Annotated in this window: 23 protein-coding genes and 1 other RNA gene; 15 read left to right on the top strand and 9 right to left on the bottom strand. The window is 63.5% G+C overall.

Annotated features, from left to right (window positions below; all coding sequences use genetic code 11):
• Window positions 1–16: 16 nt before the first annotated feature.
• From MESCI_RS00335 to MESCI_RS00325, 3 genes are all read right to left on the bottom strand, one after another.
• Window positions 17–1,885 (bottom strand): extracellular solute-binding protein, encoded by a 1,869-nt coding sequence (locus tag MESCI_RS00335; protein ID WP_013527940.1) that lies wholly within the window; start codon window positions 1,883–1,885, stop codon window positions 17–19.
• Window positions 1,885–3,762, bottom strand: coding sequence for an extracellular solute-binding protein (locus MESCI_RS00330; RefSeq protein WP_013527939.1), 1,878 nt, complete (start codon window positions 3,760–3,762; stop codon window positions 1,885–1,887). Before MESCI_RS00330 ends, MESCI_RS00335 begins: the two co-directional genes overlap by 1 nt.
• Before the next feature lie 157 nt (window positions 3,763–3,919).
• Window positions 3,920–4,597: a c-type cytochrome gene (locus MESCI_RS00325; protein ID WP_013527938.1), complete on the bottom strand. Its 678-nt coding sequence runs from the start codon at window positions 4,595–4,597 to the stop codon at window positions 3,920–3,922.
• 192 nt (window positions 4,598–4,789) lie between these two features.
• On the opposite strand from MESCI_RS00325, the gene MESCI_RS00320 reads away from it, so the two are divergent.
• Together MESCI_RS00320 and MESCI_RS00315 are read left to right on the top strand one after the other, a co-directional pair.
• Window positions 4,790–5,518 carry a 3-deoxy-manno-octulosonate cytidylyltransferase gene (locus MESCI_RS00320; RefSeq protein WP_013527937.1) on the top strand — a complete coding sequence of 243 codons (729 nt, stop codon included), beginning with the start codon at window positions 4,790–4,792 and terminating at the stop codon, window positions 5,516–5,518.
• Between the two features lie 9 nt (window positions 5,519–5,527).
• Window positions 5,528–6,391, top strand: a complete 864-nt coding sequence (locus tag MESCI_RS00315) for a prephenate dehydratase (RefSeq protein WP_013527936.1) — start codon at window positions 5,528–5,530, stop codon at window positions 6,389–6,391.
• On the opposite strand, the gene MESCI_RS00310 is transcribed toward MESCI_RS00315, so the two are convergent.
• The 3 genes from MESCI_RS00310 to MESCI_RS00300 are packed head-to-tail and all read right to left on the bottom strand — an operon-like array spanning window position 6,388 to window position 8,136.
• A complete protein-coding gene (locus MESCI_RS00310) occupies window positions 6,388–6,693 on the bottom strand; it encodes a Dabb family protein (RefSeq protein WP_013527935.1) in 306 nt (101 codons plus the stop codon). The two genes, MESCI_RS00315 and MESCI_RS00310, sit on opposite strands and share 4 nt — an antisense overlap.
• Before the next feature lie 37 nt (window positions 6,694–6,730).
• A complete protein-coding gene (nudC, locus tag MESCI_RS00305; RefSeq protein WP_013527934.1) occupies window positions 6,731–7,675 on the bottom strand; it encodes an NAD(+) diphosphatase in 945 nt (314 codons plus the stop codon).
• A 41-nt stretch (window positions 7,676–7,716) separates the two neighbouring features.
• Window positions 7,717–8,136, bottom strand: coding sequence for an HIT domain-containing protein (locus MESCI_RS00300; RefSeq protein ID WP_013527933.1), 420 nt, complete (start codon window positions 8,134–8,136; stop codon window positions 7,717–7,719).
• Between the two features lie 172 nt (window positions 8,137–8,308).
• Here MESCI_RS00300 and ffs point away from each other — a divergent pair.
• The 13 genes from ffs (at window position 8,309) to MESCI_RS32480 (ending at window position 20,286) form a co-directional block, all read left to right on the top strand.
• Window positions 8,309–8,405, top strand: an RNA gene (ffs, locus tag MESCI_RS00295) — signal recognition particle sRNA small type.
• A 105-nt stretch (window positions 8,406–8,510) separates the two neighbouring features.
• Window positions 8,511–10,328: a DNA polymerase III subunit gamma/tau gene (locus tag MESCI_RS00290; protein WP_013527932.1), complete on the top strand. Its 1,818-nt coding sequence runs from the start codon at window positions 8,511–8,513 to the stop codon at window positions 10,326–10,328.
• 30 nt (window positions 10,329–10,358) lie between these two features.
• Complete coding sequence (locus MESCI_RS00285) at window positions 10,359–10,682, top strand: YbaB/EbfC family nucleoid-associated protein (RefSeq protein WP_013527931.1); 324 nt, start codon at window positions 10,359–10,361, stop codon at window positions 10,680–10,682.
• A 14-nt stretch (window positions 10,683–10,696) separates the two neighbouring features.
• Complete coding sequence (locus MESCI_RS00280; RefSeq protein ID WP_013527930.1) at window positions 10,697–11,104, top strand: hypothetical protein; 408 nt, start codon at window positions 10,697–10,699, stop codon at window positions 11,102–11,104.
• A 230-nt stretch (window positions 11,105–11,334) separates the two neighbouring features.
• Window positions 11,335–12,261 (top strand): cell wall hydrolase, encoded by a 927-nt coding sequence (locus tag MESCI_RS00275; RefSeq protein ID WP_013527929.1) that lies wholly within the window; start codon window positions 11,335–11,337, stop codon window positions 12,259–12,261.
• A gap of 192 nt (window positions 12,262–12,453) precedes the next feature.
• Window positions 12,454–13,059 (top strand): recombination mediator RecR, encoded by a 606-nt coding sequence (gene recR / locus MESCI_RS00270; protein WP_013527928.1) that lies wholly within the window; start codon window positions 12,454–12,456, stop codon window positions 13,057–13,059.
• Between the two features lie 26 nt (window positions 13,060–13,085).
• On the top strand, window positions 13,086–14,399 hold the full coding sequence (locus MESCI_RS00265) for a lytic murein transglycosylase (protein WP_013527927.1): 1,314 nt from the start codon (window positions 13,086–13,088) through the stop codon (window positions 14,397–14,399).
• Window positions 14,400–14,660: 261 nt separating this feature from the next.
• A complete protein-coding gene (locus tag MESCI_RS00260) occupies window positions 14,661–16,304 on the top strand; it encodes an ABC transporter substrate-binding protein (RefSeq protein WP_013527926.1) in 1,644 nt (547 codons plus the stop codon).
• A gap of 18 nt (window positions 16,305–16,322) precedes the next feature.
• The gene (locus MESCI_RS00255; RefSeq protein WP_013527925.1) at window positions 16,323–17,390 is read left to right on the top strand and encodes an ABC transporter permease; all 1,068 of its coding nucleotides are present in this window, start codon (window positions 16,323–16,325) and stop codon (window positions 17,388–17,390) included.
• A complete protein-coding gene (nikC, locus tag MESCI_RS00250) occupies window positions 17,387–18,307 on the top strand; it encodes a nickel transporter permease (protein ID WP_013527924.1) in 921 nt (306 codons plus the stop codon). The genes MESCI_RS00255 and nikC overlap by 4 nt, the downstream gene beginning before the upstream one ends.
• A 10-nt stretch (window positions 18,308–18,317) precedes the next feature.
• Window positions 18,318–19,163 carry an ABC transporter ATP-binding protein gene (locus MESCI_RS00245; protein WP_013527923.1) on the top strand — a complete coding sequence of 282 codons (846 nt, stop codon included), beginning with the start codon at window positions 18,318–18,320 and terminating at the stop codon, window positions 19,161–19,163.
• Complete coding sequence (locus MESCI_RS00240) at window positions 19,160–19,909, top strand: ABC transporter ATP-binding protein (RefSeq protein ID WP_013527922.1); 750 nt, start codon at window positions 19,160–19,162, stop codon at window positions 19,907–19,909. Before MESCI_RS00245 ends, MESCI_RS00240 begins: the two co-directional genes overlap by 4 nt.
• A 224-nt stretch (window positions 19,910–20,133) precedes the next feature.
• Window positions 20,134–20,286 (top strand): hypothetical protein, encoded by a 153-nt coding sequence (locus MESCI_RS32480; RefSeq protein WP_210161355.1) that lies wholly within the window; start codon window positions 20,134–20,136, stop codon window positions 20,284–20,286.
• A 12-nt stretch (window positions 20,287–20,298) separates the two neighbouring features.
• Here the strand turns inward: MESCI_RS32480 and MESCI_RS00230 are convergent, their stop codons facing one another.
• From MESCI_RS00230 to MESCI_RS00220, 3 genes are read right to left on the bottom strand one after another with little or no spacing between them, the layout of a single operon-like run.
• Window positions 20,299–23,397, bottom strand: coding sequence for an efflux RND transporter permease subunit (locus tag MESCI_RS00230; protein WP_013527921.1), 3,099 nt, complete (start codon window positions 23,395–23,397; stop codon window positions 20,299–20,301).
• Window positions 23,394–24,473: an efflux RND transporter periplasmic adaptor subunit gene (locus MESCI_RS00225; protein WP_013527920.1), complete on the bottom strand. Its 1,080-nt coding sequence runs from the start codon at window positions 24,471–24,473 to the stop codon at window positions 23,394–23,396. Before MESCI_RS00225 ends, MESCI_RS00230 begins: the two co-directional genes overlap by 4 nt.
• Complete coding sequence (locus tag MESCI_RS00220; protein ID WP_013527919.1) at window positions 24,470–25,609, bottom strand: efflux RND transporter periplasmic adaptor subunit; 1,140 nt, start codon at window positions 25,607–25,609, stop codon at window positions 24,470–24,472. Before MESCI_RS00220 ends, MESCI_RS00225 begins: the two co-directional genes overlap by 4 nt.
• Window positions 25,610–25,722: the final 113 nt, after the last annotated feature.

Genomic DNA, 25,722 nt, shown 5'->3' with positions numbered 1-25,722 from the left:
TCGTTGAGCGAACATCTCAGCCTTTGCCAATTCTTGCCGCCTTGCCCTTATCGAACCACCACAGCGTCTCGACCGGAAAGCCGAAATCGGGCTTCTGTTCGACAAAGCCGAACATGTCCCAATAGGCGACGCGGTGATTCGCCAGATAGTATGTTGGAATCCAGTCCAGCCGCGCGCGCAAGACCCGGTCGAGCGCTCTGAGCGCCGTGACGAGTTCTATACGGTCTTTCGCCTTGGCTGCTGCCGCGATCAGGGCGTCGATGGCCTTGCTTTCGGTGCCCGGATAGTTGCGTTGCCCCGGGATTTTCGCCATGCGGGAATCATAGAGCATCTGCAGGCTGTCGTCAGTCGGCGTCGCCCCGATCGACCAATGCAGCAAGGCAAGATCGAAGTCGTAATTGCTGTGCCGCTGCTCATACTGCGCCGAATCGATTTGCCGGATCGATGCGTCGATCCCGATCGCCTTCATATTCTCCGACCACGGGGTGTAGATACGAACGATGCCATCGTCCTCCGCCAGCATTTCGACCCGCAGCGGCTCACCCTTGTCATTGACGACGAAACTGCCGTCGCGCTTCCAGCCGGCTTGCACAAGCAATCTCGAAGCCTCGCCCAGCAGCTTGCGGTCATGGCCCGAACCGTCGGACAGGGGCTGTGTTACCGCTTCACCGAAAACCTCTGGCGGCAACTCGGCCCGGAATGGCTCCAGCAGGGCCAATTCGTCAGGCGAGGGCAGGCCTTCGGCCTTGTAATCCGATCGTTCGAAGTTCGATTGAGAACGCTCGTAGGAGCCGTAAAACAAGGCCCGCTTCATCCATTCGAAATCGAAACATCTGGCGATCGCCCGCCGCACCCGCTCATCGCGGAATTGCGGACGACGCTGGTTCAGCGCGACGCTCTGCATGTCTGGCGTCTTCTCGCCGGGAAATTCCCGTTTGAGGACCTTGCCGTCCTTCAGCGCCGGAAAGTCGTATCCGGTCGCCCATACCCGTGAGGTGAATTCCTCGCGAAAATGCGTGTCGCCTTTCTTGAAGGCCTCGAATGCCGCCTGCCGGTCAAGATAGAAGTCGATGCGGATGCGGTCGAAATTGTAGAGGCCGCGGTTCACCGGGAGATCGCGGCCCCAATAGTCGGCGACGCGGTCATATTCGACCGTCTGTCCGGCCGCCACGCGTCCAATCTTGTAGGGTCCCGAGCCAAGCGGCGGCGTCATGGTCGAAGCATCGAAATCATTGGCCGTGTAAAAGGCCTTGGAGACGATAGGCATCCCCACGATCGCAAGGACGTTTTGCGCCGACTGCTTGCCGTTGAGGGTGAGATCGACGGTGGTGGGATCGACCGCAACCACGTCGGTCATGTACCGCAACGCCTGGGAAAGGTTCGGATGGCCCTTGTCCTTATAGAGCTTCAGCGCAAAGACAACGTCTTGCGCGGTCAGCGGCGAGCCGTCGTGGAAACGCGCTTGCGGTCGCAGCACGAAGCGGAAACCGTTGCGGTCCGGCGACAGGGTAACGGTTTCGGCAAGCAGGCCATAGACTGCATCCGGCTCATCGAGCGCGCTTGTCATCAGCGAATCGAAACAGAGTTCGGCGCGCGGCGGCGCCTCCCCCTTCAAAACCAGGAAATTCAACGTGTTGAAGGTCAGGAAGCTCTGATTGAGGGTTGCGTTCGGCGGCGCGAAATTCATCTGGCCGCCCTTGGGCGCGTCCGGATTGACGTAGTCGAAATGCGCGAAATCGGGCTTGTACTTGAGGTCGCCGAAGGCCGACAGGCCATGCAGCTTGATGCCGGTCGCAATGCCGGCGAAGGCCCGGCCCGGCAACAGGGCAGCGGCTGCCGCGGCACTGCCCAGGGCGAGAAAGTCGCGGCGGGCAAGGGCCGCCATCAATTGCCGCCCTTGTATTTGGCCGCCAGCGCCCTCTCCTTGTCCGGGTCGATCCACCAGGAATCGATGTCGGCACCGACATAGGCGGGCTGCTTGTCGGGGAATTTGAACTTGTCCCAATAGGCCAGCCACACCGCCGACCGGTGATATTGCGGCAAGACATAGAAGTTCCACAGCAGGATGCGGTCGAGCGCATGGGTGGCGGCGACGAGATCGTCGCGATCGGTGGCGAAGATGATGCGATCGACCAGCGCGTCGATGGTCGGATCCTTGATGCCCATCAGATTGCGCGAACCGGGCGAATCGGCAGCTTTCGAGCTCCAGAAGTCGCGTTGCTCGTTGCCCGGCGATTCCGACTGCTGGAGGATGCCTGTGACGACATCGAAATCAAAATTGTTGACGCGGTTGATGTACTGCGTCTGGTCGATGATGCGCAAAGTGGCATCGACACCGATCTTGCGCAGATTGGCGATGTAGGGACTGGCGATCACCTGGTCAGTGTCGTTCCAGCCGAGGATCTCGAACTTGAACGGCGCGCCGGTCTTGGCATTGACCATCTTGCCGCCCTTGATCACCCAGCCCGCCTTGGCGAAGAGATCGACTGCCTGTTTCAGGTACTTCCGTTCCGCCTGCGGCGAATCGTAGACCGGCAGCTTGAATTCCTGGGTGAAAAGTTCGGGCGGCAGCTTGTCGCGGTATTTTTCCAGGATCTCCAGTTCCTTGCCTTGCGGCAGTCCGCTCGACGCCAGTTCTGTGCCCTGGAAATAGCTCGATGTACGGGTGTTGAAGCCGAAGAACAGGGTGCGGTTCATGCTCTCGAAATCGAATGGGATGGTCAGCGCCTCACGCACCAGCCGGTCCTGGAACAGCGGCCGCCGCTGGTTGAGGACGAAACCCTGCATCGGTTGCGGCGCCTGGGTCTGGAAATCCTTCTTGATGACATCGCCGGCCTGGAATGCCGGGAAATTGTAAGCCGTCGCCCACTTACGCGAACTGTATTCGCGGTTGATGTCTTCCAGCCCGCCTTTGGTGAAGGCGAGCCAGGCAGCATTGTCGTCGAGGATATAGGTGTAGCGTCGGGTGTCGAAGTTCTCGCGGCCGATCTTCACCGGCAGCTTGGCCGCCCAGTAGTCCGGCACACGCTGCCAGATGATCTCCGAGCCCGGCTTGAAGCTGGCGATCTTGTAGGCCGCCGAACCGAGCGGGATTTCCAGGGTCGGCTTGGTCACGTCGCGTTTCTTGCCGTTGGCATCGGCGCCTTCCCACCAATGTTTCGGCAGCACTGCGAGGTCGCCGATGATCTTGGGCAGTTCGCGATTGCCCTTCTGGTTGAAATGGAACTCCACCTCGCGGTTCGAAATCGCCACCGCATCGGTGACATTCTCGAAATAGCGGCTGTATTGCGGGCTGTTGGCCTTGAGCACCTGGAACGACCAGATCACGTCATCGACGGTGATCGGCTGGCCGTCATGCCATTTGGCGCGCGGATCGAGCCGGTAAGTCGCGGAGGAATAGTCATCAGGATATTTGTAGGCATCGGCGATCAGCGGATGGCTGGTGCTGCCTTCATCGGTCGCCTGCTCCATCAGCGTGTCGTAGAGCAGGCCGCCGCCGAACCCGACCAGGCCGGCGGCCGGTGATCCCTGGACGACATAGGGATTGAAACTGTCGAATGTGCCTGGCACCACCGAATTCAGCGTGCCGCCCTTGGGCGCGTTCGGATTGACGTAGTCGTAGTGCTGGAAATTGGCGCCGTATTTGGACTCGCCGATCAGCGATGAGGTGGTGCGCCATTCGTCGGCGCGGGCAGCCTGCAATCCCGCCGCCAGAAGGGCTGCCGCCAGCAACGACTTGAGAAGCGTTCGGCCAACCGTCATGCACTATCCTCTTCGCGATGCCCGTTCATGGGCAATCTAGATGATTTGGCGCTCGTGAAAACCGTCATGCGCGGCTTTGTCGCCGCCTATGCGGTTTTCCCAATAAAAAAGCCGGGCTGAACCCGGCTTTTTCAAGGTCGTCGAGATGATATCGAAATTATTGGGCAGGCGCCGGTGCCGGTGCGGCCGGAGCCGGGGCGGCGGGAGCGGCCGGCGCGGCACCCTCAGCCGGCTTTGCCGGAGCGGCTGCATCGGCAGGCTTGGCGCCTGCATCGGCGGCAGCCCCTGGTGCCGGCAGCGGCTTGGGATTGTCGGACAGCGTGCGCAGATAGGCGATGACGTTGGCGCGGTCCTCGTCCTTGGGCAGGCCGGCGAAGCCCATGGCGGTGCCTTTCACGAATTTCTTCGGCGAGGTGATGAAGTGGTTGATGTTGTCGTAGGTCCACTTCTCGGTGCCGCCCTTGGAGAATTCCTTCATGCCGGCCGAATAGGCAAAGCCTTCATGCTCGGCGACCGGGCGGTCGACGAGGTCCCACAGGTCCGGGCCGACCTTGTTGGGGCCGCCCTTTTCGCCGGAATGGCAGGCCTGGCACTTCTTGAAGACGGCAGCACCCTGCTCGACATTGGCGGTCGCCAGCAGGTCGGCGATCGGCTTGGCCGCCGCGGCAGGCGCGGCCGGACCGCCTTCGGCGGGCTCGGCGGCCTCGATGGCGAAACCAGGCTTTTCCGGCGCCGGCGACGCAAACAGCGCATCGGACACAATGCCGACCGAGAAGACGACGAAAACGGTTCCGAGCAATCCGGCGAGCAGCTTGTTGACTTCGTTGGAATCCATACGCCCCTTGCTCCCTTTTCCGGCGGACAGAACCGTCCACTCCGTCCGTCGGTATCGTGACCGTCCTGCCAGGGCGGTCAAATCGGGCGGAAACTAGGTCTTTTGCTGCGGCGTTGCAACACCTATAAGGGCGCTTCCAGTGAGACCTTTTGCCACTTTCCCTGTCCTCTTTCGAGACGCCTTGCACCCGAAATGTCCACGCTGATCCTGATCCCGGCCCGCATGGCTTCGACCCGCCTGCCGGGCAAGCCGCTGGCCGACATCGCCGGCGCCCCGATGATCGTCCATGTCGCCCGCCGCGCCGCCGAAGCCGGCCTTGGCCGGGTGGTGGTGGCGACCGACACGCAAAGCGTGGCGCAAGCGGTGCGCGCGCACGGTTTCGAGGCCGTGATGACGCGCATGGATCACGAATCCGGCTCCGACCGCATCCACGAGGCGCTGGTCGCGCTCGACCCCGGGCGCAAGGTCGAAACCATCGTCAATGTGCAGGGCGACCTGCCGACCATCGATCCCCGGATCATCGCCGCGTCGCTCAGGCCTTTCGAGGACAGTGCGGTGGATATCGCCACGCTCGGCGTCGAGATCGTCCGCGATGAGGAAAAGACCAATCCCAATGTCGTCAAGATCGTCGGCTCGCCGCTTTCCGGCAGCAGGCTGAGGGCGCTCTATTTCACCCGTGCCACGGCGCCTTGGGGCGAGGGGCCGCTCTACCATCATGTCGGCCTCTACGCCTATCGCCGCGAAGCACTCGAGCGTTTCGTCGCGCTCAAGCCGTCGCCGCTCGAACGGCGCGAGCGGCTGGAACAGTTGCGGGCGCTGGAAGCCGGCATGCGCATCGACGCCGAGGTCGTCCAGTCGCTGCCGCTCGGCGTCGACACGCCTGAAGACCTCGAACGCGCCAGAACAATCCTTTCAACCTGAGATATCGGCATGCCTGAAAAGACCAACAGAATATCCTTCCAGGGCGAACCGGGCGCCAATTCCGACACCGCCAGCCGCAACATGTTCCCTTCGATGGAGCCGTTGCCCTGCCCGACCTTCGAGGATGCCTTCAACGCGGTCGAGACCAACAAGGCCGACCTCGCCATGATCCCGATCGAGAACACCATTGCCGGGCGCGTCGCCGATATCCATCATCTCCTGCCGGAATCGAAGCTGCACATCGTCGGCGAATATTTCCTGCCGATCCATTTCCAGCTGATGGTGCTGCCAGGCGTCAAGCGCGACGAGATCAAGACGGTGCACAGCCACATCCATGCGCTTGGCCAGTGCCGCAAATACGTTCGCAAGAACGGTTGGAAGGCGATCGTCGCCGGCGACACGGCCGGCGCCGCCAAAATGGTCTCCGAGGTCAAGGACCGCAGCATGGCGGCGCTGTCGCCGGCCCTGGCCGCGACCCTCTACGGGCTCGATATCATCGAGCAAAACGTCGAGGACACCGACTCAAACGTCACCCGCTTTGTCGTCCTGACCAAGAACAAGCAATGGGCCGAGCGTCCTTCGCCCGACGTCAAGATGATGACGACCTTCATCTTCCGCGTCCGCAACGTGCCGGCCGCGCTCTACAAGGCGATGGGCGGCTTCGCCACCAACGGCATCAACATGACCAAGCTGGAGAGCTACCAGCTGGGCGCTTTCACGGCGACGCTGTTTTACGCCGACATCGAGGGCCACCCCGACGACCCGCTGGTCAAGCTGGCGCTGGACGAGCTTCGTTTCTTCTCGCGCGAAGTGCGCATTCTCGGCGTCTATCCGGCCAGCGAGTCGCGTGAGCAGTGGAAGGTTGCGGACTAGATCACCGCGCCCAGCGGCACATAGTCGATCTCCATGAACGTCTCGACCTCCGGCACCCAGCGGTCGCGCACGAAGGCGACATGGTCTGGATGGTCGTTGTACCTGGTGTAGGCGGCCTGGTCGGCGAACTCCATCGAGAAGCCGAAATGATAATCGTTCTTGGGGCTGATCTGCCGCAATTGCTCGAAATGCGTGACGCCCCTGATCGCGGTGAGGATCCTCTTGGCGTCGACCAGGAACCGCTTTTCCTCCAGCGAATGCGGCGGATGCTTCAGCGTGAAAACGACGGTGTGACGGATCATGTCCTGCTCCTGCAATGTCTTTAGGTGTTCGCTGCCATCATTCTGAATCGACCCAGGCGCGGATGAGGTGATGCGCAATGGCGCCTTTCGGCGGCGTGATCAGATTGTCCTGGTGCGTCCTTTCCAGCATCCGGCGCACCTCGTCGCGAAAAAACCAGCGGCAGTCCTCAAGCTCGTTGAGGTCGGCCTGGATATCGTCATTGAGCGGCTCGCCGAAGCAGCCGATCATCAGCGAATAGGGGAACGGCCAGGGCTGGCTGGCGTGGTAGACGACGCGGCCAAGCCGGATGCCGGCCTCCTCCAGCGTCTCGCGGCGCACCGCCGCTTCGATCGTCTCGCCCGGCTCGATGAAGCCGGCGAGGGCCGAATACATGCCCGGCGCGAAATGACGGCCGCGCCCGAGCAGGCACTTCTCCCGCGTCGCCGTCAGCATGATCGCCACCGGGTCGGTGCGCGGAAAATGTTCGGTGCCGCAATTCGGGCAATGCCGCTTGTAGCCGCCGGCCCGCATCTGCGATTCCGTGCCGCATTTGCTGCAGAAGCGATGGCTCGCATGCCAGGCGAGCAAAGCCGCCCCTTGCGCCATCGCGCCGGCCGCCGCCTCGTCGATCAGCCCTTGCATGTAGACCGAGCGGTAGTCGATGGCCTTGACTGTTTCCGGAAGCTGTTCGGGTTCGACGCCGGCGGGCACGGCCAGCACCGGTCCTCGTTCGGAAAAACCGAGCAGGATGCCTTGCGCCAGGGAAACCTTGAAGGGCTCGCTCTCGGTCGCACCGAACCAGGGATCGAGAGCGCCGCCATCGCCGAGCTTCAGATAGAGCCGGCCGCCATGCATCAGAAGCAGCCGCGTCGCCGGATCGGCCAGCGCCTTGTCGACCGAATCGTCGGCGCGGTTCTCGGACTGCCGGTCGATCGTGTTGCCGGCGAAGCCGACGAACTGGCTCGGCTCGCGCAAAGGCGCGTCAAACAGGCGGAAGCTCATGGGGACTCTGGAATATGTTGAGGGATGGACACGGGGAACGCTTATAGCGCCGCCTTGATCGTTTCGGCAAACCGTCGCAAGTCGGAACGCTGATAGGGCTCTCGCAGGCCATGTCCCCACACAGGACCTGGCCAGCCGGGATCGCCTTCAGAACGCGCGATGACATGGATGTGCAACTGGCGCACGATGTTGCCGAGCGCGCCGGTGTTGATCTTGGTGCAGCCGGTCGCTTTCTTCAGCGCCTGCGCCACCATATTGGTCTCGAAGGTCAGCATCGCCTGGTCAAGCGGCGTCATGTCGTGGATTTCCTCCGCGCCGGGGCGCTGCGGCACCAGCAGCAACCAGGGCCAGCGGCGGTCGTTCATCACCCGCAGCTCGCACAGCCCAAGCCACATCAACTGCTCGCTGTCCGCCTCCAGCCGTGCGTCCAGCGTGAATCCGGCCTTCAGGCCCGGCAGCATCGGCGTTTCCCTTGCTTTTCTTGTTTTCCTCAAACGCAGGAACGCTAGAGCGGCGGCAGGGGGGCTGCAAGCGAATCATTGCGCCCCTCACGCTTTGGTGCGCCAATTCCATATTTTTGCGATTTCTGCGGCGCACTTGCATTTCGTCGCGCAATTGCCGATATGGAAAGCGGGAGGTTGGTGGTGGACGATCCACTCGCCAACCGGGTCAGGTCCGGAAGGAAGCAGCCCTAACGAGCCCGGAACGGGTCATTGTTCCAGCCTCCCACCTCATCGGCCCCTCTCGCGACATTGACGACGCATTGCAGCGCGGGCGAGACTATGCGCAGGAATCGGCCGCCTTCGGGCGCGGCCATTTGGAGCTTTACGGGCGTATGAGCGAAGCCGGAAATTCGGGACCAAAAAGCCTGGAGATAGGCAAGGCCGCCGCCTATCGCGTGCTGGCACGCAAGTACCGTCCTTCGAACTTCTCCGAGCTGGTCGGCCAGGAGCCGATGGTGCGCACCCTCACCAACGCCTTTGCCACCGGCCGTATCGCCCAGGCCTGGATGCTGACCGGCGTGCGCGGCGTCGGCAAGACCACGACGGCGCGCATCCTCGCGCGCGCCCTGAACTATAAAACCGCTGATATCGACCAGCCGTCGGTCGACCTTGCCGTCCTCGGCGAACATTGCCTGGCGATCATGGAAGGCCGCCATGTCGACGTCATCGAGATGGACGCCGCCTCGCACACCGGCATCGACGACATCAGGGACATCATCGAGCGCGTGCGCTACGCGCCGGTCTCGGCCCGCTACAAGGTCTACATCATCGACGAAGTGCACATGCTGTCGACGCAGGCCTTCAACGGCCTTCTGAAGACGCTGGAAGAGCCGCCGCCGCACGTCAAATTCATCTTTGCCACCACCGAGATCCGCAAGGTCCCGATCACCGTCCTGTCGCGCTGCCAGCGCTTCGACCTGAGGCGCATCGACGCCGGCGCGCTGGTCGGGCATCTCGCTTCGATCTCGGCCAAGGAGGGCATTTCGGTCGACGACGACGCGCTGGCGATGATCGCGCGCGCCGCCGAGGGCTCGGCCCGTGATTCGCTCTCCATCCTCGACCAGGCGATTGCCCATGGCGCCGGCTCTGTCGGCGCCGACGCGGTTCGGGCGATGCTGGGGCTTGCCGACCGCGCCCGCATCGTCGACCTGTTCGAACATGTGATGAAAGGCGATGTCGCGGCGGCCCTTGGCGAATTCCGTGCGCAATACGATACCGGCGCCGATCCGGCCGCCGTGCTGACCGACCTTGCCGAATTCAACCACCTCGTCACCCGGCTGCGTTTCGTGCCGACGGCCATCGAGGATGCCTCGCTGTCCGAGGACGAGCGGCAGCGCGGCGCCGATTTCGCCAGGACGCTGTCGGTCAGGGTGCTGTCGCGGACATGGCAGATGCTGCTCAAGGGCATTCCAGAGGTGCAGTCCTCCAACCGGCCGGTCAGTGCCGCCGAAATGGTGCTGATCCGGCTGGCGCATGCCGCCGACCTGCCGACGCTGGACGAGGCGTTGAGATCGCTTGAAGGCGCCGCGCCGGCGCAGAATGGCGCGCTGCGCCCAAATGGGGCGCCTGCAGGGGGAGGCAACGGCAACGGCGCCAGCGCGGTGGCGCAGACGCGCATGCCGTCTGGCCCGGGCGGCGCGCAGACCATGCGGCTGGTCGAAGCCTCGCCTGCGCCCGTTGCCTACGTCGCTCCGCCGGAGCCGGTCACGGAGGCGCAATCGGCGCCGCTGAAATCGCTGGCCGACATCATTGCCCTGGCAGACGCGCAGCGCGACATCGCCTTCAAGGTGCTGGTCAAAAGCTGCATCCGGTTTGTACGCATCGAGCCCGGCCGCATCGACGTTGGCCTGACCAGCGATGCGCCCAAGATGCTGCTCAACGACCTGACGACGAAATTGCGCGCCTGGACCGGTCGCAGCTGGCTTGTCTCGCTGTCGAAGGAAGAGGGCGGCCAGACGCTCGCCGAAATGGAATCGGCCAAACGCGAGACGGCTTTTCTCGATGCCAAGAGCGACCCGACAGTGGCCGCCATCCTGGCGCGCTTTCCCGGTGCCAAGATCATCGACGTGCGCATTCCGGACGCGCCGGAAGCCGAAACGGCAGAGGCCGAAGTGCCGGTCGAGCCGCCGGCTGACGACGATGAACCCTGATCCAGCCACGAATCCGCAAAGGACCCGACCATGAAAGATCTTCTCGGCCTGATGGGCAAGGCGAAGGAAATGCAGGCCAAGTTCCAGGCTATGCAGGACGAGATCGCCACGCTGGAAGCGTCCGGCCAGGCCGGCGGCGGCCTGGTCAATGTGACGCTGACCGGAAAATTCGAGATGAAGTCGTTGAAGATCGATCCGTCTCTGTTCAAGGAAGACGATGTCGAGATCCTGGAAGACCTGGTGCTGGCCGCTCACAACGACGCCAAGACCAAGGTCGAGCAGATCATGCAGGAAAAGACCAAGGCGCTGACCGCGGGCCTGCCGATCCCGCCGGGAATGAAACTGCCCTTCTAGCCTTCGGTGCGGCCATGGCCGAAGAGCCGTCCGAAAGACTGATCGAGCAGCGTATCCGCAACAGGATCTACGAGATCCTGGAAATCCTGGCCGATTGTGACGACGGCGTCGATCTCGTCGGCATCAAGGGTTATTTCTATCTGTTCGAGGATTTCCTCCATCGCCCATCGATCGAAGCCGGCACATCCGCGCTTTCGAAGGACGAGCGCGCGATCGTGCTGGAGATCGCCGAATTCCTCGAGGCGGCAAGCGAGACAAATCCGGACTTCACCAAGGCTGAGTTCATAGACAGCGACTGGCCGGGAAAGATCGCGCCGACGGCCAGGGAGGCGCGGACGCTGTTCCTCCGGCGCGGCCTGTTTTCGGAGAAGGTCGAGGAGCTTGAGCCTGGCCAGCCGGCCGCGATAGCGGCCGGGCGGTAGATCGCTTCAGGAAAAATCGCGTGGTGCTTTCCCTTGGGGCAATTGCGGCGAAACAAAGAGAGAGCGGTCATCGCTTTTGTGAAATGACGGCTCGATCTATCTGGAAAGCCACGAAATTGTGCCAATTTGGCAACAGTACGTTGTTAATAACGTTTTGGCCATCATTTTGCCCGAAAGTGTCTCATTCTTGCCGCAGACTGGGGGCGGGCACGAAGTGAGAGGGTTACCTGTTGATTTCCACGCGATGGAAGACGCCGCTGTTGCTCGGCGCCGTCATTTCACCCCTGTTTTTGGCTGCCTGCAGCCAGACCACTTCACACGGCATGTCCGTCGCCAGCCTGACCGACGCCATCACGCCGGGTTTCCTGAGTTCAGGGGCCTACAGCCACACGCCGAAGGACAAGGAATGCCTGGAACGGGCGATGTTCTTCGAGTCGAACCGCTCGAGCCGCGACGGCATGATCGCGGTCGGCACGGTGGTGATGAACCGGCTGCGCTCCGGCAACCATGGCAGCACCATCTGCCAAGTGGTGGGCGAGCCCGGGCAGTTCGCGCCTGGTGTCATGACAAGGCCGATGAATTCACGCGCAATGCCCGATGTCGAGGAAGCCGCCGACGCGGTGCTGAAGGGCGAGCGCAAGTCCAAGCTCAAGAACACCATGTTCTTCCACACAGCCGGCCTCCGCTTCCCCTACAAGAACATGCACTACACGATGGTTGCCGGCGGCAATGCCTTCTACGAGAAGCGCGGCCGCAACTGGCAGCCGCTGCCGGATGAGCCGCAGGTCGCTATTGCCTCGGCGGCGCCCGACAAGTCAGCCGCGCCGGTGACGATGGTCGCGTCCGCCGAGCCGGTGCGTCCAGCCAGGACGGCAACCGTTCGATCCGCTCCCGCCCAGCAGACCTATGTGACCGCCGCCGCCGCGCCGGCCGCGAAATCCGCGCGTGTCTCGCAAGAGCCGACGGTGGTGGCGATGCAGGAGCCGATGGAAGAGCCGGATGCCGCGCGTTTTGGCGGAAGCTTGAACACAAGGGTCATCTCGTCGGTTCAAGACGCGCCGCAAGAGGCGTCGATGGGGTTCCAGTCGACGCCTGAGAACACAGACGCCATTGGCGCGATGATTGTCAGCCAGGGCCGGCCGCTCGAGACCAACTGATCTGCGCCCCGCGGGTCCGCCAAGGCCCAATATGTCGGTCATGCGGATGCAGATGTTCCAAAGCGCTCTGAAAAATCCTGGAGCGGTTCACCGTTTCGCGGAAACGGTGAACCGCTCCAGCTTTTCGTTTTGACGCAATTCCGGACGGAAAACCGCTTCGCACTTTTCCTGGAATTGCTCTAGATCAGAGCGATGTCGAAGCGAATCGCCGGTCCCGAGATCGAACGTCTGATCCAGCTCCTGGCCAAGGTGCCGGGGCTGGGACCCCGTTCGGCCAGGCGTGCCGCCCTTCATCTGATCAAGAAGAAAGAGCAGCTTTTGTCGCCCCTTGCCGCCGCCATGGCCGAGGCGGCCGACAAGGTGCGCATCTGCTCGACCTGCGGCAATGTCGATACATCGGACCCTTGCATGATCTGCACCGATCCGCGCCGTGATGCCGGCACCATCATCGTCGTCGAGGACGTCTCCGACCTGTGGGCGCTGGAGCGCGCGGCGGCGATGAATGTGCGCTACCACGTGCTCGGCGGCACGCTGTCGCCGCTCGACGGCATCGGCCCCGAGCAACTCAACATGCGCTCGCTGGTTGATCGCGTCGCCGGCGGCGAGGTCAAGGAGATCATCCTCGCCGTCAATGCGACGGTGGAGGGCCAGACGACCGCGCATTACCTCACCGACCAGTTGTCCGGCTTCGACATCAAGGTGACGCGCCTTGCGCATGGCGTGCCGGTAGGCGGCGAACTCGACTATCTCGACGAGGGCACGCTGGCCGCGGCGCTGCGTTCGCGGACGGCGTTTTGACAAAGTTGCGGCAGAGGATGCGGAGCATGATTTTTGCGTGTCCACCAAGGCTGGTGCCAAGCACCCCCCTCGGCAGGACAGAGGGGGGTGCGAAGGAACGCAAACCTCTCAGATTGGCTCTGTTTTCCTTTTTTGCAGTTCTTCTCTCGGTCTTTTCCACCCCCGCCTCCGCCGCAAAGATCGACGACCAGTTCCGCGCCTGGCTGCAGAACGACCTGTGGCCACAGGCCAAGGCGAAAGGCATTTCCAAAACCACCTTCGACGCCGCCTTCGACGGCATCAAGCCCAATCTGAAGCTGCCGGACCTGGTCAAGCCGGGCGAGAAGGCGGCCACGCCGCAGAAGCAGCACCAGGCCGAATTCGGCTCACCCGGCGCCTATTTCGCCGAGAAGACGGTTCGCGCGGTGACGGCGGGCGGGCGCGCGCGCGAAGCCGCCAATGCCAGGACACTTGCGGCCATCGAAAAGCGCTATGGCGTGCCGGGCGAAGTGCTGCTGGCGATCTGGGGCCGCGAGACCGGATTCGGCGCGGCGAAGATGCCTTATGACGCCTTCGAAGTGCTGGGCACCAAGGCATTCATGTCGACCAGGAAGGACTTCTTCCGCACCGAACTGCTTGCCGCACTCGAGATCGTCGAGCGCAGGCTGGCTCCGGTCGGCGCGATGAAATCGTCCTGGGCCGGCGCGCTCGGCCAGCCGCAATTCATGCCGACCTCGTTCCTGAAACATGCCGTCGATTTCGACGGCGACGGCCGCGTCGACATCTGGAACTCGACGCCGGACGTGTTGGCCTCGATCGCCAATTATCTCGTCCACTATGGCTGGGTAAAGGGTCGTGGCTGGGGATTCGAGGTGACGGTGCCGGAAAGCGTTTCCTGTTCGCTGGAAGGCCCGGACCAGGGCAAGAAAATCTCGCAATGGGCTGATATGGGCATCAAGCGCGTCGGCGGCAAACCGTTTCCAGTGAGTGAGCTGAAGGCCGAAGGCTTTCTGCTGATGCCGGCAGGGCGCAGCGGCCCGGCCTTTGTCGCCACGCCCAATTTCTACGTGCTGAAGCAATACAACACAAGCGACCTGTACGCGCTGTTCATCGGCCATGGCGCCGATCGCATCGCCCATGGCGATCAGAACTTCGCCGGCAGCTGGGGCGCGGTCGGCGGGCTGCACCGTTCGGACATCGCCGCCCTGCAGCGGGCGCTGGAGGCCAAGGGCTATGACGTCGGCAGCGCCGATGGCCTGCCCGGCTTCAAGACCCGCCGCTCGATCGGCATATGGCAAGCCAAGAACGGCCGCGCCGCCACCTGCTTTCCTGACGCCGAACTGGTCGCAGTGCTGAAATAGCTCCGAAATTAGCAGATTTTTCTCGATCGGCAGCCTCGATTGGCTGGCCTATGCGTCGACACCCCACCGGCCTTTCTGGCCCAATGAGCCGTCGTATAAATGCTCGTTGCCCGCCACGGGGCCGCCGGATATGGTGTTGACCAACTGGACAAAAACCACGACGGTAAGTGGGCAGAGGGGCCGTCTCCAGGCCCCGAAAAAATTCCGCAACCCTGAGCCGGGAACTCAGGTCAACAAACAACAAAACAGGGAACAATCACAATGATGATGGAAAAGTTTGCTCTACGCTCTCGCTTCCTGCTCGCGGGTGCCGCCATGTCGGCGCTGCTTCTGGCCGGCGCGCCCGCCGGTGCGGTCACGCCCGCCGACACGCTGGTCGAAGGTTTCGCGATCGACGACATCATCTCCATGGATCCGGGCGAGGCGTTCGAGCTGTCGACCGCCGAGGTCACCGGCAACACCTATGATCTGCTTGTCCGTCTCGACCTCAGCGACACCTCCAAGGTCAAGGGCGACCTTGCCGAAAGCTGGACCGTCTCCGATGACGGCCTGACCTACACGTTCAAGCTCAAGCCCGGCCTGAAATTCGCTTCCGGCAATCCGATCACGGCGTCCGATGTCGCCTGGTCGTTCGAGCGCGTCATCAAGCTCGACAAGAGCCCGGCCTTCATCATCGGCCAGTTTGGCATCAGCGGTGACAACGTCACCGAAAAGGCCAAGGCTGTCGACGACGGCACCTTCCAGTTCACCGTCGACAAGGCCTATGCGCCGAGCTTCGTGCTGAACTGCCTGTCGGCAACGGTGGCTTCGGTGGTCGACGCCAAGCTGGTCAAGGAGCATGTCGCTTCGGTCACGCCGAGCGCCGACTACAAATGGGACAATGACTTCGGCAATGCCTGGCTGAAGACCGGCTATGCCGGCTCCGGCGTCTTCAAGCTGCGCGAATGGCGGGCCAACGAAGCCGTCGTTCTCGAGCGCAACGACAATTACTACGGCGAAAAAGCCAAGCTTGCCCGCGTCATTTATCGCAACATGAAGGAAAGCTCGGGCCAGCGCCTGGCGCTCGAGGCTGGCGACATCGACGTTGCCCGCAATCTCGAACCGAACGACCTCGACGCCATCGCCAAGAACGCCGACCTCACCACCACCAGCGCGCCCAAGGGCACGGTCTATTACATCAGCCTCAACCAGAAGAACGCCAACCTCGCCAAGCCGGAGGTGCGCCAGGCGTTCAAGTATCTGGTCGACTATGATGCCTTGAGCTCCACCATCCTCAAGGGCATCGGCGAAATCCATCAGACCTTCCTGCCCAAGGGCGTGCTCGGCGAATTGGATGAGAATCCGTTCAAGCTCGATGTCGCCAAGGCCAAGGAATTGCTGGCCAAGGCCGGTCTGCCCGACGGCTTCAGCGTAACCATGGACGTACGCACCGGCCAGCCGACGACCGGGATGGCGGAATCGATCCAGCAGACGCTCGGACAGGCCGGCATCAAGCTCGAGATCATCCCGGGCGACGGCAAGCAGACGCTCACCAAATACCGCGCCCGCAACCACGACATCTATATCGGCCAATGGGGCCAGGATTATTTCGACCCGAACTCCAACGCCCAGACCTTTGCCTCGAACCCGGACAATTCGGATGCGGCCAAGACCAAGACGCTGGCCTGGCGCAACGCCTGGGACATTCCGGACCTGACCAAGCAGACGGAAGCGGCACTGCTCGAGAAGGATGCCGGCAAGCGCGCCGACATGTACAAGGATCTCGAGAAGAAAATCCTCGACACCAGCCCCTTCGTCGTCATCCACCAGCAGCTGGAAGTGGCCGGCCTGCGCAAGAACCTCAAGGGCTTTGCGCTCGGCCCGAGCTTCGACACCAACTTCGTCGGACCGGTGTCCAAGGAATAGTGCTCGCGGACACGCCGCATGAGCGCGGTTGAAAAAGAAGTGGCGGCGGGGCGCGGCAGCGCCCGCGCCGTCGCTGTTGCATCATCGCTTGGCCGTTTCCTGGTCATTGCGATCACGACCTATCTTGGTCTGCTAGCGGTCACCTTCTTCATCGGCCGCGTCATTCCGATCGACCCGGTGCTGGCGGTGCTCGGCGACCGGGCGCCGGCCAATGTGGTTGAGCGCACGCGCCGCGAGATGGGTCTCGATTTGCCGTTGATCGAGCAGTTCTACATCTATGTGAAGAATGCGCTGAACGGCAATTTCGGCGTCTCCGTGCTGACCACCAATCCGGTCATGACCGACATTCGCCGGGCGCTTCCGGCCACGACGGAACTGGCGACCCTCGGAACGCTGATCGGCGCGTTGTTCGGCGTGCCGCTCGGTGTGCTGGCCGCGGTCAGGCGCGGCAGCCTCATCGACCAGATCGTGCGCGTCATCGGCCTGATCGGTTATTCTGTGCCGATCTTCTGGCTGGGGCTGCTTGGGCTGGTGCTGTTTTACGCCAAGCTGCAATGGGTTGCCTTCCCGGCGAGGCTCGACGTCGTCTACGAATATACCTTTACGCCGATCACTGGCTTCTATCTCCTCGACTCCGCAATGCAGGGGCAGTGGGACGTTTTTTACGACGCCTTCCGCCACATCATCCTGCCGGCCTCGCTGCTCGGCTATTTCTCGCTCGCCTATATCAGCCGCATGACGCGCTCGTTCATGCTCAACGAATTGTCGCAGGAATATATCGTCGCGGCGCGCGCCAAGGGCCTGTCGGAAACCCGCATCATCTGGGGCCACGCGCTGCGCAACGCAGCGGTGCCGATGGTGACGGTGATCGCGCTGTCCTATGCCGGACTGCTGGAAGGTTCGGTGCTGACCGAGACCGTCTTCTCATGGCCGGGCATCGGTCTTTACATCACCAATTCGCTGCAGAATGCCGACATGAATGCGGTGCTCGGCGGCACCATCGTCATCGGCTCGGTGTTCATCGCCATCAACCTTCTGTCCGACCTGCTGTATCGTGTGCTCGATCCGAGGACGAAGTCCGCATGAGCGTCGACACCATCCAGAGCCGTCGCGACTGGCTGCTCAGCGAGCGGCCGGCCTCGCGCATGCAGGCAAGGCTCGGCCGCGCCTATGTGGCGTGGCGGCGCTTTTCCGCCAACCGGTTGGCGTTTCTGGGCCTGCTCATCATCATTGCCCTGCTGGTCGTTGCCGCCCTTGCAGGCGTGCTGGCACCTTATTCGCCAACGTTTGGCGACCTGAAGAACGCGCGCCTGCTGGCGCCGAGCGCCGAGCACTGGTTCGGCACCGACGATCTCGGCCGCGATATCCTGTCGCGCATCCTCTACGGCTCGCGCTGGACGCTTTACGTGGTCATCCTGGTCGCCATCATCGCCGCACCCATCGGCCTTCTGGTCGGCACCGTGGCCGGCTATGCCGGCGGCTGGACCGATGCCATCCTGATGCGCATCACCGACATCTTTCTCGCCTTTCCCAAGCTGATCCTGGCGCTGGCCTTCGTCGCAGCACTTGGCCCCGGCATCGAGAATGCGGTGCTGGCCATCGCCATCACCTCATGGCCGCCCTACGCCCGCATCGCGCGGGCAGAGACGCTGACGGTGCGCAATTCCGACTACATCAAGGCGGTGCAACTGATGGGCGCTTCGCCCTTCCGCATCGTGCTGCGCCATATCATGCCGCTTTGCATTTCGTCCCTGATCGTCAGGGTGACGCTCGACATGGCCGGCATCATCCTGACCGCCGCCGGGCTCGGTTTCCTCGGCCTCGGCGCGCAGCCGCCGCTGCCCGAATGGGGCACGATGATCGCGTCCGGCCGCCGCTTCGTGCTCGACCAGTGGTGGGTGGCCGGTGCGCCGGGCTTCGCCATCCTCATCGTCAGCCTCGGCTTCAACCTGCTTGGCGACGGCCTGCGCGACGCGCTCGATCCGCGGAGTGGCGACCAATGAGCGGCGACCAATGAGCGGAGAAACGAAAACGCTTCTCGACGTAGACGACCTGCGCGTCACCTTCCCGACCCGCACCGGACTGATCGAGGCGGTGCGCGGCGTTTCCTTTTCGCTCGGCCGCGAACGGCTCGGCATCGTCGGCGAATCCGGCTCGGGAAAATCGCAGACCGGCCGCGCCATCATGGGCCTGACGCCACCGCAGGCGCGGATATCGGCCAACAAGCTCGCCTTCGACGGCATCGACCTGCTCACCGTCTCGCCGCGCGAACGCAGGAAGCTGCGCGGCAAGCGCATCGCCATGATCCTGCAGGATCCGAAATATTCGCTCGACCCGGTGATGAGCATCGGTCGCCAGATCGTCGAGACGCTGCGCACCCATGAAGAGGTCGGCAAGGCGGAGGCACGCGACCGTGCGCTGGCCATGCTGGAGGCGGTGCAGATCCGTGATCCCTCTCGCGTCTTCAATTTGCATCCGCATGAAGTTTCGGGCGGCATGGGCCAGCGCGCCATGATCGCCATGATGCTGATCGCCGGTCCGGAAATGATGATCGCCGACGAGCCGACCTCGGCGCTCGACGTCACCGTGCAGCTCGATGTGCTCGGCATTCTCGACCGGCTGGTCAGTGAGCGCGGCATGGGGCTGATCTTCATCTCGCACGATCTGCGCCTGGTCTCGTCCTTCTGCGACCGCGTCATCGTCATGTATGCCGGCAAGGTGGTCGAGCAGCTCAAGGCGTCCGAACTCGGCCAGGCCCAGCACCCCTACACGCGCGGCCTGCTCAATTGCATGCCCAAGATCGGTGCCGACCGCCACCCGCTGCCGGTGCTCGACCGCAAGCCGGAGTGGGCGGCATGACTTCTGCGATTGCCGTCGACAGGCTGGAAGTGATCTTCGACCGTTTTCGCGCACTGAAGGGCGTCAGCCTCGACGTGCAGCCGGGCGAATCCTTCGGCCTGGTCGGCGAATCCGGCTCCGGCAAATCGACGCTGCTGCGGGCCATCGCCGGCCTTGCGCCGGTTGCATCGGGCGGCATCGTCGTCAACGGCAAGACGCTCGGCGCGCGCCGCGACAAGGCCTTCTACCGTGAAGTGCAGATGGTCTTCCAGGATCCGTACGGGTCGCTGCACCCGCGCCAGACCGTCGACCGTCTGCTGCAGGAGCCGCTTGCCATCCATGGCTTTGCCGACGGCGAAAAGCGTATCCAGCGGGCGCTGGACGAGGTCGGCCTCGGCAACGGTTTTCGGTTTCGCTATTCGCACCAGCTCTCCGGCGGCCAGCGCCAGCGCGTGGCGATCGCGCGTGCGCTCATTCTGGAACCGTCGATCCTGCTGCTCGACGAGCCGACCTCGGCGCTCGATGCCTCGGTGCAGGCGGAAGTGCTCAACCTGCTGGAAGAGGTACGCAAGCGCCGCAAGCTGACCTTCCTGATGGTCAGCCACGACCTCGCCATCATCACCCATATGTGCGAGCGGCTGATGGTGATGCAAAGCGGCGAGGCGGTGGAGAATCTGGCGGCGGCAGACCTTGTCGAGCGCCGCGTGACCAAGGACTATACGCGCAATCTGTTGCGGGCCAGCGACGGGTTTGTGAGAACCGCTTGAATTCGTTTTCTCTTTTGCGCCGAACAACCATCTTGGGGAATTCCCATGGAGGAATGGAAGTTTGCGGATCCGCCCAATGTCGCGGTGTTTGTGGATAGGGCAGTCGTTACCCGCGGCGATTGGATTGCATACGTCTCACATGACGATGACGACGGCAGTTGGCAATTCCACAACAGCGAAACCGGACCTACAGCGAAACCGGACCTGTTGACGAAGGCGATATCATGATCGTCAGCTTGCAAAACGTTGTGCAGCGGGACGAAAGCATCCAGGCGTTGGCGGACTTGCCAGAAGGCTGGCACGCTTGGCGCACCTCGAAATCGTCGCCATGGCAACGCGCCAAGTCGCGCCCTGTGCCCTCCAACGACAACGAATGATCAGGCAAAGCCTTAGGCTGAGCCTTTCGCCAGTTCGCCGTTCTCCAGAACGGGTGGCTCTTCCCGGCCCTTCGGCTCCTTGATCCTGAACCACGTCACATAAAGCGCCGGCAGGAACAGCAGCGTGATTGCCGTGCCGGCGATGATGCCGCCCATCATCGCATAGGCCATCGGCCCCCAGAACACTTCGCGCGCGATCGGGATCAGCGCCAGGCTGGCGGCCGCCGCCGTCAGTGCGATCGGCCGCATCCGGTGTTCGGTCGCTTCGATGACCGCCGCCCAGCGGTCCTTGCCCTCGCGCACCAGATCCTCGATCTGCACGATCAGGATGACCGAATTGCGGATCAGGATGCCGATCAGCGCCAGCACGCCCAGGATGGCGACGAAGCCCAGCGGCGCTCCGCTCGGCACCAGGGCCGCCACCACGCCGATCAGGCCGAGCGGCGCCACCGCCACGACCAGGAACAGGCGCTGGAAGCTCTGCAACTGCACCATCAGGATCGTTGCCATGACGAACAGCATCAACGGCACGACGGCGGCGATCGGTCCCTGACTTTTGGCACTCTCCTCGACCGAGCCGGCGGTGGCGATCGAATAGCCCGGCGGCAGCTTGGCGGTGAAGGCATCGACCGATGGCTTCAGTTCGTTGACGACCGTGGCCGGCAGCACGTCGCCGACCAGCCCGGCGCGCACGGTGATGGTCGGGATGCGATCGCGTCGCCACACCGTCGGTTGCTCCAGATCGTAGCGGAAGTTGGCGACCGCCGCGAGCGGGATCGCCTCGCCGGTGCTGGTCGGCAACTGCATGTTCTGCAACGTCTCGATCGAGCCGCGTTCGGCGCCGCGGGAGCGGGCCACGACATTGATCAGGTAAGTGGCGTCGCGCACCTGCGTGATGGTGGCGCCGCCGACCGTACTGTTCAGCGCGCTGGCGATGTCGGAGGAGGTGATGCCGAGCTGGCGTGCCTTGTCCTGCAGCACGTCGACCCTCAGCACGCGCTGCGGCTCGTTCCAGTCGAAGGTCGGCGCGGCGAGCTTTGGATTGGCGGAGATGACACCGGCGAATTGCTGCGCCAGTTCGCGCACCGTCTGGATGTCGGGACCGCCGACGCGGTATTGCACGGGGCGGCCGACCGGCGGTCCGAGTTCGAGCGGCTTGACGAAGGCGTCGGTGCCGACGAACTCCTCGCGCAGCAGCTTTTCCAGCGCCGGCTTGACCCGGTTGCGGGCCTCGATGCTCTTGGTGACGATGACGGTCTGGCCGAAATAGGGGTTGGCCGGCTGCACGTCATAGGCGAGCACGAAACGCACCGCGCCCTGGCCGATATAGGACGAGAAATGGTCGATGTCGGGATTGCCGACCAGTGCCCGCTGCTCGAACCGCTCCATCTGGTCGCGCGTGTCGGCGATCGAAGAATTCTGCGGCAGGTTCCAGTCGACGATCAGCTCCGGCCGGTCCGATGGCGGGAAGAACTGCTGCTGCACCAGGCCGAAGCCGGCGATCGAGCCGGCAAACAACAACACGGTGGCGATGATGGTCAGCCAGTGATGGCGCACCGAGCCGACAAGCACGCGCCGGAACAGCGAGGTGAAGCGGCCCGGCTGGTCGTGATGCTTGGTTTTCATCGTCGCCGGCAGGATGGTGACGCCGAGCAGTGGCGCAAACAGCACCGCCACGATCCATGACACCAGCAGCGAAACGGCGATGACCACGAACAGGGTGAAGGTATATTCGCCGGCGGCGCTGTTGTTGAGGCCGATCGGGATGAAGCCGGCGACAGTTACCAGCGTACCGGTCAGCATCGGAAAGGCGGTCGATGTGTAGACATAGGTCGCCGCCTTGCGCAGATTGTCGCCGACCTCAAGCCGCGCCACCATCATCTCGACCGCGATCATCGCGTCGTCGACCAGAAGGCCGAGCGCGATGATCAGCGCACCCAGGGAAATACGCTGCAGCGAAATGCCGAGATAGGCCATGACCGTGAAGGTGATGGCCAGCACCAGCGGGATCGACAGCGCCACGACGAAGCCGGCGCGCATGCCGAGACTGATGAACGACACGGCGAGCACGATGGCGACCGCCTCGAACAGCGCGCGCGTAAAGCCCGAGACGGCCTCCTCGACGATGACCGGCTGGTCGGCGACCAGATGCACGCCGACGCCGACCGGCAGGTCGGCCAGCACCTTGTCCATCTCCTTGTGCAGCGCCTCGCCGAATTCGAGCAGGTTGGCGTTGGGCTTCATGCCGATGGCGAGCCCGATCGCGTCCTGGCCGTTGAAACGGAACAGTGCCGTCGGCGGATCGACGTAGCCGCGTGTGATCGTCGCTACGTCGCTCAGGCGGAAGAAGCGGTCGTTGACGCGCAGATTGATGGCGCGCAGGCTTTCCTCGGAGGTGAACTGTCCGCCGACACGCACGCTGATGCGCTCCGGCCCGGACTGGATGACGCCGGACGGCGTGATCGCGTTCTGCGCCTGCAGGCTGGCGACGATCGCTTGCTGGTTGAGGCCGAGGGCGGCGATCTGGCGGGTTGAGAATTCGAGATAGATCGCTTCGTCCTGGGCGCCGACCAGGTCGACCTTGCCGGCGTTGGGCACGGTCAGGATCTTTGTTCTGGCATCCTCGACATAGTCGCGCAACTGGCGCGGCGTCAGCCCGTCCGATGTGAAGGCGTAGATGTTGCCATAGACGTCGCCGAAGCGGTCGTTGAAGAACGGGCCCTGCACACCCTGCGGAAACTGTGCCCCGATGTCATTGACCATGTTGCGCACCTGAATCCAGTTCGGCACGACATCGCGTGCCTTGGTGGTGTCCTTCAGGTTGACGAAGATGACGGTCTGGCCGGCCGTGGTGACGGACTTGGTGTAGTCGAGGCTATCGAGTTCCTCGAGTTTCTTCTCGATCCGGTCGGTCACCTGCTGCACGGTTTCCTTGACCGAGGCGCCCGGCCAGTTGGCCTGGATGATCATCGTCTTGATGGTGAAGTTGGGATCTTCTTCACGGCCGAGATTGAGGTAGGAGAACACGCCAGCCACGACGAAGACCAGCATGAAATACCAGACCATGGAGCGGTGGTTGAGCGCCCAGTCGGAGAGATTGAAGCCTTTCATGAGGCCCCTCCCTCGGGCACTGTCACCTTCTGGCCTTCGCTCAGGCTGTGGACGCCCGCCGTGACAACACGCATGCCGGCCTCCAGCCCCTCGGTCACCGTGAAGGTGCCGCCATTCTTCGACGCGACCTTTATGTCGCGTGCGTTCACGCTCGATGTCTGCGGGTCGACGATCCACACTTTCGCGGAACCGTTCTTTTCGAACAGCGCCGACATGGGCAGTTCGATCGTCGGTGCCACCTTGGTCACGCGGGTCGCCGTCACCGTCGAGCCGAGCCGGAAGGCCTGTGGCGGATCCGTGAGCGTCAGCCTGACGCGCCGGGTGCGGGTCGAGCCCTCGGATTGCGGTGCGATCTCGCGCAGCTTGGCCCCGGTCTGGATCGTCGGCAGCGACTGCAGGATGACCTGGAAGGGCGTGCCGGCCGCGAGATCACCGGTCAATTGGTCGGGAATGTCGACCACCGCCTCGCGCAGGTCCGAGCGCGCCACGGTGACGACGGTCTGGCCGGGCGAGACCGTCTGGCCAACTTCGGCGCCGACAGCGGTGACGACACCGTCGAAATCAGAGAACAGCCTGGCATAGCCGAGCTGTTCCTGCGATTTGGCAAGCGAGGCCTTGGCCCGCTCGACACCTGCCTCCGCAGCTTTGCGCGCCTGCTGCGCGGCGTCGAAGACAGCTTGCGTGGCGTTGGCCGAGGCGAGTAACTGGCGCTGCCGTTCCTCGCTGGCGGCGGCGTTGGCGAACTGCGCCTCGGCATTGGACAGTTCCGCCTTGGCCGCCTGGAGCGACAACTCCAGCGCGGTCGGATCGAGTGCCGCTATCGTCGTGCCCTTGCTGACGATGTCGCCGACCTGGACGTCGCGCGAGACGACCCGGCCAAGCAGACGGAAGGCCAGATCGGCGCTGACCTGCGGTTCGACGGATCCGGCAAAACCGAAGACTTGCGTGGTGCGCGGCTCGATCACCATCGACAGCACCGGCCGGATGATCTCGGGCGGCTTTTCCTCCGACCTGGAGCAGGATGCCAGCGCGCCGAGCATGAGCACGCCGAGCAGGACGCGCGGCGCCCGGCTCATTGGCCCGCTCCTGATATCTCGATCGTCTGTCCAGGGCTGAGCAGCTGTCCTCCAGCGGTGACGACGCTCTGGCCTTCGTCCAGCCCCTTGGCGATCACGACCGTGCCCGAATTGAACGCCAGCACTTCGACCGGCGCCATCGTCACCGCCTTTGTCGAGGGATCGACGATCCAGACCGCCGGCTTGCCGGCGCTGGACGTCAGCGCCTGCCAGGGCAGCAGGATCGCCTTCGCCGGCTTGGCGCTTACCGAGCCGATGACGGCTGCTCCCAGCGGCATGCCGGCGGGCGTGGCGGGAATGGCGACCTTGACCCGGATCGAGCCCGAAGCCGGGTCGACCGCAGGCGAGATTTCGCGGACCTTGCCCGTTGCCCTGACCTGCGGATCGGACAACAGCGTGATCGTCACCGCAGGCGATGCCGGTGTCTTGGCGATCAGCGTCTCCTGCACGTTGAACACCGCGTCGCGGTCGCCGTCCTCGGCGACGGTGAAGACGGTTTGCGCGGCTTGCACCACTTGGCCGGTTTCGACTTGGCGGGCGGTGATCACGCCGGCGGCACCGGCCTTGAGCTCGGTGAAGGACAGGTTTTGCTGGGCGTTGGAGAAAGCGCTCTGCGCGGCTTCGACGCTGCCTTGTGCCACCTTCAGGGCCTGGTCCGCGGCGTCATAGTCGCGCCTGGTGGTGAAGCCCTGCGCCAGCAGTGTCTTCTGCCGCTCGAAGGCGGCAACGGACTGGGTCAGTTGCGCCTTGGCTGCATCAAGATCGGCCTGCGCCGAGCGCAGGTCGGATTCCTGCTCCTGCGGGTCGATGCGGGCAAGCACCGTGCCTTGATCGACATGCTGGCCGACATCGACAAACCGTTCGGCGACGCGACCGCCGACCCGGAACGACAGATTGTTCAGCGTACGCGCCGCGATCACCCCGGTCAGCGAAGTCCTTGGCGCATAGTCGGCCATCGCCACCGTTTCGGTGCGCACCATGATCTGCAGTTTCTTGTCCGCCGCTTCCTGCTTCTGACAGCCGGCCAGAAGCAGCGCCGCCGTGCAGGCGAAAAGCGCCGGGGCGGCTGGAAAAGACAAAAGACCGGGAGCTCTGACCGATGGCTGCGAGACGGGCGAAGTCACGTTCCTGCTCATGGGCTCCCCCGACCGCGGGCCGCTCGCTGATCGCGGTGCCTCGCGGCCATCCAGAGGATAGTCGATCCCCGGGAAAAGGAAACCGGTCTCGTACGTGTATCGCCCGACTGGCT

It is taken from the genome of Mesorhizobium ciceri biovar biserrulae WSM1271, assembly GCF_000185905.1.
In the GTDB taxonomy this organism is placed as follows: domain Bacteria; phylum Pseudomonadota; class Alphaproteobacteria; order Rhizobiales; family Rhizobiaceae; genus Mesorhizobium; species Mesorhizobium ciceri.
This window is presented reverse-complemented; position numbering and strand designations above follow the sequence as displayed.

Coding starts and splice junctions, on each gene's coding strand:
- MESCI_RS00300 (WP_013527933.1), bottom strand. CDS start 8,136: ATGCTGCCGGGCCTGAAGGCCGGATTCACGCTGGACGCACGGCTGGAG.
- MESCI_RS00265 (WP_013527927.1), top strand. CDS start 13,086: ATGATTTTTGCGTGTCCACCAAGGCTGGTGCCAAGCACCCCCCTCGGC.
- MESCI_RS00225 (WP_013527920.1), bottom strand. CDS start 24,473: ATGAGCCGGGCGCCGCGCGTCCTGCTCGGCGTGCTCATGCTCGGCGCG.
- MESCI_RS00230 (WP_013527921.1), bottom strand. CDS start 23,397: ATGAAAGGCTTCAATCTCTCCGACTGGGCGCTCAACCACCGCTCCATG.
- MESCI_RS00255 (WP_013527925.1), top strand. CDS start 16,323: ATGAGCGCGGTTGAAAAAGAAGTGGCGGCGGGGCGCGGCAGCGCCCGC.
- MESCI_RS32480 (WP_210161355.1), top strand. CDS start 20,134: ATGATCGTCAGCTTGCAAAACGTTGTGCAGCGGGACGAAAGCATCCAG.
- MESCI_RS00315 (WP_013527936.1), top strand. CDS start 5,528: ATGCCTGAAAAGACCAACAGAATATCCTTCCAGGGCGAACCGGGCGCC.
- MESCI_RS00325 (WP_013527938.1), bottom strand. CDS start 4,597: ATGGATTCCAACGAAGTCAACAAGCTGCTCGCCGGATTGCTCGGAACC.
- MESCI_RS00310 (WP_013527935.1), bottom strand. CDS start 6,693: ATGATCCGTCACACCGTCGTTTTCACGCTGAAGCATCCGCCGCATTCG.
- MESCI_RS00330 (WP_013527939.1), bottom strand. CDS start 3,762: ATGACGGTTGGCCGAACGCTTCTCAAGTCGTTGCTGGCGGCAGCCCTT.
- MESCI_RS00320 (WP_013527937.1), top strand. CDS start 4,790: ATGTCCACGCTGATCCTGATCCCGGCCCGCATGGCTTCGACCCGCCTG.
- recR (WP_013527928.1), top strand. CDS start 12,454: ATGTCGAAGCGAATCGCCGGTCCCGAGATCGAACGTCTGATCCAGCTC.
- MESCI_RS00245 (WP_013527923.1), top strand. CDS start 18,318: ATGAGCGGAGAAACGAAAACGCTTCTCGACGTAGACGACCTGCGCGTC.
- MESCI_RS00240 (WP_013527922.1), top strand. CDS start 19,160: ATGACTTCTGCGATTGCCGTCGACAGGCTGGAAGTGATCTTCGACCGT.
- nikC (WP_013527924.1), top strand. CDS start 17,387: ATGAGCGTCGACACCATCCAGAGCCGTCGCGACTGGCTGCTCAGCGAG.
- MESCI_RS00220 (WP_013527919.1), bottom strand. CDS start 25,609: ATGAGCAGGAACGTGACTTCGCCCGTCTCGCAGCCATCGGTCAGAGCT.
- MESCI_RS00260 (WP_013527926.1), top strand. CDS start 14,661: ATGATGATGGAAAAGTTTGCTCTACGCTCTCGCTTCCTGCTCGCGGGT.
- MESCI_RS00285 (WP_013527931.1), top strand. CDS start 10,359: ATGAAAGATCTTCTCGGCCTGATGGGCAAGGCGAAGGAAATGCAGGCC.
- MESCI_RS00290 (WP_013527932.1), top strand. CDS start 8,511: ATGAGCGAAGCCGGAAATTCGGGACCAAAAAGCCTGGAGATAGGCAAG.
- nudC (WP_013527934.1), bottom strand. CDS start 7,675: ATGAGCTTCCGCCTGTTTGACGCGCCTTTGCGCGAGCCGAGCCAGTTC.
- MESCI_RS00280 (WP_013527930.1), top strand. CDS start 10,697: ATGGCCGAAGAGCCGTCCGAAAGACTGATCGAGCAGCGTATCCGCAAC.
- MESCI_RS00335 (WP_013527940.1), bottom strand. CDS start 1,885: ATGGCGGCCCTTGCCCGCCGCGACTTTCTCGCCCTGGGCAGTGCCGCG.